General features: G+C 56.9%; 5 protein-coding genes and 1 pseudogene. 3 read left to right on the top strand and 3 right to left on the bottom strand.

Translation table 11 applies throughout. From position 1 onward, the window contains the following. Together IQ273_RS29010 and nblR are read right to left on the bottom strand one after the other, a co-directional pair. A pseudogene (locus IQ273_RS29010) lies at nt 1-1,046 on the bottom strand (glycoside hydrolase); the annotation flags it as partial. A gap of 406 nt (nt 1,047-1,452) precedes the next feature. Further along, complete coding sequence (nblR, locus tag IQ273_RS29015) at nt 1,453-2,148, bottom strand: response regulator transcription factor NblR (protein ID WP_194026588.1); 696 nt, start codon at nt 2,146-2,148, stop codon at nt 1,453-1,455. A gap of 337 nt (nt 2,149-2,485) precedes the next feature. On the opposite strand from nblR, the gene ctpC reads away from it, so the two are divergent. Next, on the top strand, nt 2,486-3,784 hold the full coding sequence (gene ctpC, locus IQ273_RS29020; RefSeq protein ID WP_194026589.1) for a carboxyl-terminal processing protease CtpC: 1,299 nt from the start codon (nt 2,486-2,488) through the stop codon (nt 3,782-3,784). Nucleotides 3,785-3,839: 55 nt separating this feature from the next. Here the strand turns inward: ctpC and IQ273_RS29025 are convergent, their stop codons facing one another. Beyond that, the gene (locus IQ273_RS29025; RefSeq protein WP_194026590.1) at nt 3,840-4,082 is read right to left on the bottom strand and encodes a lipopolysaccharide assembly protein LapA domain-containing protein; all 243 of its coding nucleotides are present in this window, start codon (nt 4,080-4,082) and stop codon (nt 3,840-3,842) included. Between the two features lie 104 nt (nt 4,083-4,186). On the opposite strand from IQ273_RS29025, the gene rplI reads away from it, so the two are divergent. After that, nucleotides 4,187-4,645: a 50S ribosomal protein L9 gene (rplI, locus tag IQ273_RS29030; RefSeq protein WP_194026591.1), complete on the top strand. Its 459-nt coding sequence runs from the start codon at nt 4,187-4,189 to the stop codon at nt 4,643-4,645. Nucleotides 4,646-4,890: 245 nt separating this feature from the next. Beyond that, the coding region (gene dnaG / locus IQ273_RS29035; protein ID WP_194026592.1) for a DNA primase at nt 4,891-6,228 on the top strand (1,338 nt) is incomplete at its 3' end.

The raw sequence follows: 6,228 nt of genomic DNA on the forward strand, positions 1-6,228 counted from the left end.
GGTGGGTGGGTAGCTAGATAGTGGGCGTAGTTGGTCACCGTCCAGCCCTGGCGGGGAAATTCGTCGGTGACGGCATAGGCCAGCGCTTTTTCGGCCCCGCTGCGGTGGTGGCCAAAGGTTTCGCCGTCGGTAGCGACTGAAATTAGCTGGAAGGGGCGGTGATCCCCGTGGATGGCCTGACCGACCCGCCCGACAAAGTGCTGTGACGAACTCAGCACATCGTTAAAGCCCATGTCGCGCGAGATCGGGCCGTCGTAAAAGAAGATGTCGATGTGGCGGCTGGGATCAGGCGTACCGTCAGCATTTTTGAGAAAGCAGCGGTAGGGACGGCTGGGATCGATCTGGCCCCCACCGACTTCCTGCCAACTGTCGCGCTCGCCGTTGTAGCTGACCAAAGGGCGGCAGCGCTGCACCTGTGACGGTGCCAAAATCGTGAACTTGATCCCCTCGGCGTGGAGCACATCCAGCGTGGGGTAGTCGATCGCGGTTTCGGCCAGCCAAATACCCTCGGGCTGACGGCCAAAGCGACGGCGAAAGTCCTCAATGCCCCAGCGCACTTGGGTCACTTTGTCTCGCTGGTTGGCCAGGGGCAAAATGATGTGGTTGTAGACCTGGGCGATCGCGTTGCCGTGGCCGCTGAGCCGCTCACAGCTGTTGCGATCGGCATCGAGAATGCGCTGGTAGGTTTCTACGTCGTAGCGCTCCATCCAGCTCAGCAGGGTGGGGCCAATGTTGAAGCTGATGTACTCAAAGGTGTTGACAATGCGCACCACTTCGCCGCGATCGTTGAGAATGCGGGCAAAGGCGTTGGGCCGATAGCACTCGTAGTGAATGCGCTCGTTCCAGTTATGGTAGGGGGCGGCACTAGGCTGCTTCTCGATCGCATCCAGGTACGGGTTTTCGCGCGGCGGCTGGTAAAAGTGGCCGTGAACGCAGACAAACACCCCCGTGCTAACGGCGGGGATCAGCCCATCGTGGGGGCCGTCATAGGAAGCCTGGGCCGCAGGAGCAGCCTGCAACGCCGAATGCTGGAGTGAATCAGCCATAGGAAAATGAAAATAAGTGAGGAATTGAACATCGAACCAGGCAGCCAGCATAAACTCAGCTGTGCCGCCACCAGAGGTCGGATTTTGCAAAAAACTTAAAGCCGGGGATCAAAGCCCTGAGGGCGATTCGGCAGATTGATTTGGTTCAAGTAAGACAGCAAATGTGCCCTGGGGATCGCCTGAAATTAGGGAGTGCAGCTGGGGTAGCACGGAGAAGTCGGGGGCAATCGCAGCGCTCAGCGTACCTTCCACCAGGTGCAAACGTCTCTGCTGATTTTAACTCTCTTTTGCGAAACAAACAGGAGTCTGTAACCTCCGTTGACGTTTCGCAACAGCCCCTACGCCCTAAATCTTCATCCTAGCCACCCCCTTCGACTTCGCTCAGGGACCATCACCTATCCACCCACTAACTCTCGCGCAGAACGTAGCCCACGCCGCGCACGGTTTGAATCAGCCGCTTGTCGTCTTCGCCATCGATTTTGAGGCGCAGATAGCGGACGTATACTTCAATTACGTTCGACTCACCGACAAAGTCGTAGCCCCACACGTTTTCGAGAATTTGCTCGCGGGGCAGCACCTCGCGGGGGTGCTCCATTAGGTACTTGAGCAGCTCAAATTCTTTCATGGTCAGCTCGATCAGGCGATCGCCCCGCAGGGCATGGCGGTTTTCTAAATCGAGCGTCAGGTCACCAAAGCGCAGGTGCTCGGTTTCACCAGGCGTAGACTGCAGGTAGAGCTGCACCATTCTTAAAAATGCATCGGCCCGGTAGGGCTTGAGAAAATAGTCGTCGGCACCGCACTCCAGGCAGGCGATTCGGTCTTCTAGACTATCTTTAGCCATCAGCAGCACAATCGGCGCTTTAATTCCCTGGCTGCGCAGGGTTTGGCACAGCACCAGCCCCGACTCTCCCCCTAGAAGGCGATCGACGACAACCAGTGCCGGAGGGGTCTCGATCGCCAGGGCGAGTCCGGCTTTAGCGCTGCTAGCCACCACCAAATGGTACCCGGCCTCTTGCAGGTCAAACTCCATCTGGCGAGTTTGGCCCTCGTTGGTGCCAATCAATAGAATATGGTTGCCTTTGTCGGTTGTGCTTGTGCCCATGGAGTGTCTCAGCGTCCTAAAGCGATTGGTGCAACGGTTCGCAGAGGTTAGATTGCCGAGCCGCTCGACAAAGTAAGGCGATTATAGCTTGGCACTCTGTCTGATCTGGCACAGTCTGGCTTGATCTGGTGCGAGGGTAAGCTAGAGTAGCCCAGAGAAGGCCAATCTTTTCAACTGGAAGCGGATCTTTTGAAAGCGCACTTTCCCTCAGGATAAAGGCGCGGGGTGACGATTGTTACTGTTATTAACAGAGACAAAACACCTCATCAAATCTTCCCTTTGCTTCTCAGTTTGGTGTGTTAGATTGAGCGTAATTTGCTGCTAGAACCTATATCACATGACACTTGCAAAGCGCGGACTAATCCTGGGCGCAACCGCCATCTCTGTGGCTGCGGTAATCGTAACTGGTGCCGGGATTCACCTGTCCCAGAGCAAAGCTTTCTTTGAAGAGAGCCCCAAGGAACTGATTGATCAAGTTTGGCAGCTCATTGACCGCAACTTTGTCGACTCCACCTTTAATCAGGTCGATTGGGATGCGGTGCGTACCGATTACCTGGGGCGAAATTATACGAGCCAGGAAGAGGCCTACGGGGCTATCCGCGAAATGCTGGAGCAGCTCGAAGATCCTTACACCCGCTTCATGGATCCAGAAGAGTTTCGTAGCATGCAAATTGACACCTCCGGTGAGCTTACCGGGGTTGGTATTCAAATTTCCCAGGACGAAGAAACCAAAGACATTTTGGTGGTAGCTCCCATTGAAGATACCCCCGCCTTTGATGCCGGTATTCGCTCCCAGGACGTGATTTTAGCCATTGATGGCGAACCGACTGAAGGGATGGAGCTCAACGACGCCGTCAGCCTGATTCGCGGCCCTGTGGGGTCGTCGGTAACCCTCACCATTCGCCGGGGTGAGCAAGAGCTAGAGGTGCCTATCACCCGCGCCCGCATCGAAATTCACCCAGTGCGCTACAACGTTCAGACTGGGCCTGAGGGGCAGGTGGGCTACATTCGCCTGACCCAGTTCAGCGCCAACGCCGCCGAAGAAATGAGTGAAGCCATTGAGGATCTCGAAGGTCAGGGGGTAACGGGATACATTCTTGACCTGCGATCTAACCCCGGTGGGCTGCTGTATTCCAGCATTGACATTGCCCGCATGTGGCTTGACGGCGGCACTATTGTCTCGACCGTGAACCGCCAGGGCGTGGTTGATGAAGAAACCGCTAACAGCCGCGCCCTGACCGATAAGCCCCTGGTGGTGCTGGTCGATGGTGGTTCGGCCAGCGCTAGCGAAATTTTGTCGGGTGCGCTCAGAGATAACGAACGGGCGCTGCTGGTCGGCACTCGCACCTTTGGTAAAGGTCTGGTGCAGTCGGTGCGTAGCCTGGGCGATGGCTCTGGGGTGGCGATTACGGTAGCCAAGTACCTTACCCCCAACGGCACCGACATCAATAAGAACGGTATCAATCCCGATGTTTCGGTAGAGCTAACCGAGGAGCAGCAGGAACAACTGGCTACCAATCGCGAGTCTATTGGTACCGATGCTGACCCTCAATTTGCCGAGGCCCTGCGGGCATTGGGCACCGAAATTCAGGAAGCTCGGGCTGGAGAAAACGTAACTACGGCCCCAGCCAACTAGCCTGGCGATCGCTTCAACAGCGCTCTTCGATAAGGCTTAAAGCAACAGGTCTGGGCTACGGCCCGGGCCTTTGTTTTTGGCGGCTAGCCCGCAGTGGATTGCCCCCCAGCACCAGCAGCACCAGGGCCGCTAGCAGCATTCCCGCTGCGGCACAAAAGGCCAGCAGTAACCCAAAGGGAATCTCAATCGATTGCAGATTGAGCAGGCGAAAGGAGACGGGGGTGGCATTTTGCACGGCGATGATTGCGATCGCAATCACCCACAGGGCGGGCACCAGGGCGAACATAAGTCTAATCATGGGCCAGGCTAGTTATGGGCCAAATACATTGTAGAAAGCGGCAAGGGTTGCCAAGACACAATAGCGTTAGGTAGTATAGTCAACTGGGCTATACGAGAAAAATCATGGCAAAACGGGTAAACGTAGTTCTCACAGAAGATATTCGCAAGCTGGGCTATAACGGCGACCTGGTAGAGGTGGCCCCTGGCTATGCACGTAATTATCTTATCCCCAACGGGAAGGCCGTGCGCACCACCCCCGGTGTGCTGAAGCAGGTTGAGCGTCGGCGCGAGGCGCAAAAGCAGCGGCTGCTAGAGATTAAGCAAGAGGCCGAAGCCACCAAGACAGCCCTAGACACCATCGGTATGTTCACCATTCAAAAGCCCGTCGGTGAGAACGAGGCCATTTTTGGTACCGTTACCTCCGGCGATGTGGCTGATGTGATCAAGTCACTGGCCAGCAAAGACGTTGATCGCCGCGATATTTCGGTGCCCGATATCAACAAGCTGGGCGAGTACCAGGCCGAAGTGAAGCTGCACCCCGAAGTCACCGCTATGGTGAACCTGCGCGTGATTGCCGAGTAGTTTCCCGCTACCGCGTTTCGCCGCCAATTTATCCAGCTACAATCCTCTGAAGCAGGCTCTAAAGCACCTACCTCGGAGGATTTTTGTTTTCAACCATCGCTTCGGTTTTGCTCAGAGGTCGACCAACCGCTCAGATCCCCCCATCATTCACCTTGCCTGGATCGGCTACAATACAACCCAACCCCAACATCTAGTGGTCGCTCCTCGATAACAGCTCAGCCCTAGCGTCCCGACCCCAAAGCCCAATGGATACCCCCCGTCTCCACCCCGACACTATCGAAGCAGTGCGCGATCGCGTCGATATTGTCGATGTGGTTTCCCAGCAGGTGGTGCTGAAAAAGCAGGGCAAAGATTTTGTCGGCCTGTGCCCCTTCCACGAAGACAAGTCGCCCAGCTTTAGCGTCAGCCCCAGCAAACAGTTTTACTACTGCTTTTCCTGCGGGGCGGGGGGCAACGCCTTTAAGTTTTTGATGGAGCTAAACAAGCGATCGTTTGCCGATGTGGTGCTCGATCTGGCCCAGCGCTACCAGGTGCCGGTGACGACGCTGGAGCCCGCCAAACGCCAGGAGCTACAGCGACAGCTCACCCTGCGGGAGCAGCTCTACGAGATTTTGGCGCTGACGGCAAAATTCTACGAGCACGCCCTGCAGCAGATTGACGGAGCCCCCGCCTTAGCCTACCTGTATGGGCGGGGGCTGAGCGACGCCACCATTCAGCAGTTTCAGCTGGGGTTTGCGCCGGGGGGGTGGCAAACCCTCTACGGTTACCTAGTCGAGCAAAAGCACTACCCGGTGAACCTAGTCGAGCAGGCGGGGCTGATTGTGCCTCGGCAAAAGGGGGATGGGTTTTATGATCGGTTTCGCGATCGCCTCATGATCCCCATTCGCGATGGCCAGAGCCGGGTGATTGGCTTTGGCGGCCGCGCTCTGGGTGACGAAAAGCCTAAGTACCTCAACTCGCCCGATACCGAGCTGTTTGACAAAGGCAAAACTCTCTACGGGCTAGATTTAGCTCGGGCGGCGATCGCTAAAGACGACCGCGCGATCGTGGTCGAAGGCTACTTCGACGTCATCGCCCTCCATGCCGCCGGGCTAGAGAACTCTGTCGCCGCTCTGGGTACAGCCCTGAATGCGGCCCAGGTGCGCCAGCTGCTGCGCTACACCGAGTCGAAGCAAATTTTGCTTAACTTTGATGCCGACGCCGCTGGGGTAAAGGCGGCCCAGCGGGCGATCGGCGAAGTCGAAGAGATGGCCTACCGGGGCGACGTACAGCTGCGGGTGCTGAATATCCCCGACGGCAAAGACCCCGATGAGTTTTTACAGCAGCACAGTGCCGCCGACTACCAAGCTCTGATCGAGGCTGCCCCCCTCTGGATCGATTGGCAAATTCATAACCTGATTAGCGGCAAAGACCTGCGCCAGGCCGACCAGTTTCAGCAGACCAGCCAGGCGGTAGTCAAGTTGCTCAGCGACATTGCCAACGCCGACACCCGCACCCACTACGTGCGCTACTGCGCCGAAATTTTTAGCAACGGCGACAGCCGCCTGGTGCCGCTGCTGGCCGAGAACCTGGTTACCCAGGTG

The sequence above is a fragment of the Nodosilinea sp. LEGE 07298 genome (genome assembly GCF_015207265.1).
In the GTDB taxonomy this organism is placed as follows: Bacteria; Cyanobacteriota; Cyanobacteriia; order Phormidesmidales; family Phormidesmidaceae; genus Nodosilinea.

Excerpts from the sequence above, each read along its gene's own strand:
- nblR (WP_194026588.1), bottom strand. The coding sequence starts at position 2,148 with ATGGGCACAAGCACAACCGACAAAGGCAACCATATTCTATTGATTGGC.
- ctpC (WP_194026589.1), top strand. The coding sequence starts at position 2,486 with ATGACACTTGCAAAGCGCGGACTAATCCTGGGCGCAACCGCCATCTCT.
- IQ273_RS29025 (WP_194026590.1), bottom strand. The coding sequence starts at position 4,082 with ATGATTAGACTTATGTTCGCCCTGGTGCCCGCCCTGTGGGTGATTGCG.
- rplI (WP_194026591.1), top strand. The coding sequence starts at position 4,187 with ATGGCAAAACGGGTAAACGTAGTTCTCACAGAAGATATTCGCAAGCTG.